At 75.5% G+C, this 1589-nt stretch carries 1 protein-coding gene; it reads right to left on the bottom strand.

Going from position 1 to position 1589, the window contains the following annotated elements:
- A partial coding sequence (locus D471_RS35615; protein WP_040690685.1) for a beta-ketoacyl reductase occupies nucleotides 1-1589 on the bottom strand: 1589 nt, incomplete at both ends.

The raw sequence follows: 1589 nt of genomic DNA, 5'->3' as shown, positions 1-1589 counted from the left end.
CGGCCGCGGCGGTCGGGTGGTCGAACACCAACGTCGGCGGGAGTTTGCGTCCGCAGGCCCGGCTCAGCCGCCCCGACAGCTCCACGGCGGTGACCGAACTGAACCCCAGGTCCTTGAAGGACTGGTCCGGGCCGACTTCCTCGGGGCCCGCGTGCCCGAGCACGAACGCGACGTCCCGGCGCACCGCGTCGAGCAGCCGTTCCCGGCGCTCCCGCGCGGGGGCGGCGGCGAGTGCGTCGGCCTCAGACGGTCCGCCCGCCTCCCCACCGGTCTGGGCAGCGGCCTCCGGACCAGCGAGTTCGCTGATGAGCGGGCTTGGCCGAAACGCGGTGAACCCGGTGGCGAACCGGGACCAGTCCACGTCAGCCACCACGACACAGGTGTCCGCCACCGCCTGGCGCAGCGCCGACAGGGCCTCCTCCGGCGGCATGACACCCAGCCCCCGACTGCTGAGGAAGTCCTCTCCGGCGCCCTCGCCCATGCCACCGCCACCCCACAGGCCCCAGGCGACCGACGTCGCGGGGAGTCCGGCGGCGCGGCGGCGCTCGGCCAGGGCGTCCAGCGCGGCGTTGGCGGCACCGTAGGCGCTCTGCCCGCCGCTGCCCCAGACGGCGGCGCCCGAGGAGTAGAGCACGAACGCGTCCAGCTCCAGCCCCAGCTCCCGGGTGACCTCGTCCAGGTGGCGCGCACCGGCCACCTTGCCCCCGTAGACCTCGGCCATCGTCGTCTCGTCCAGGGTCAGGAAGTCACCGGAGTGCGGGACGCCCGCCGTGTGGAAGACCGCGGTCGGCCGATGCTCGGCCAGGACGGCGCGGACGGCGGACCGGTCGGCCATGTCACAGCCGACGACCGTGACCGCCGTGCCTGAGGTGGACAGCCGCTCGACGAGGTCGACGGCCTCTGGGGCGTCGAGGCCGCGGCGGCTGGTGAGTACCAGGTGTTCGGCTCCGTGCTCCGCGAGCCAGTGGGCCAGGTGCCCCCCGAGAGCCCCCGTCCCACCGGTGATCAGCACCGTGCCGCGCGGACTGTACCCGGGTCGCGTCGTGGTGGGGGAGGCCTGGGTGAGCCTGCGTCCGTACGCGCCCGAGGGCCGGACCGCGACCTGGTCCTCCCCGGTTGGGGTGAGCGCGTGCGCCATCCGGGCCCACGCGCGCTCGTCCGGTTCCGGGGGCAGGTCGACGAGGCCGCCCCACAGCGTGGGGTGTTCCAGAGCGATGGTTCGGCCGAGGCCCCAGACTTCGGCGCCCGCCGGTCGAGGGGTCTCTCCGGGGGAGACGGCGACCGCTCCGCGGGTGAGGGTCCACAGCCGGGCGGTGCACCCCGCGTCGAGGGCCGCCTGCGCGAGCAGGGTCGTTCCCAGGGCCGCCCGGTTCAGGTGGGGGGAACCGGGGAGCGGTCGTTCGTCGTCCGCGAGGAGGGAGAGCACGCCGTCCCACCGTCCCCCCAGCCGGGCGGCGAGCCCGTCCCGGCCGGTGGTGAGGGGGTCGATCACCAGCGGCTCGACCCTCGCACCGTGCTGGGCGAGCGCTGTGGCGGCCTGTTCGCCCCAGGCGCGGCCCTCGGCCGTCTCCGGGACGACGAGCAGCCAG

This window comes from Nocardiopsis lucentensis DSM 44048, from assembly GCF_000341125.1.
Lineage (GTDB): Bacteria > Actinomycetota > Actinomycetes > Streptosporangiales > Streptosporangiaceae > Nocardiopsis > Nocardiopsis lucentensis.
The sequence above is the reverse complement of the archived record's forward strand: the minus strand, read 5'-3'. Positions and strand labels throughout refer to the sequence as shown.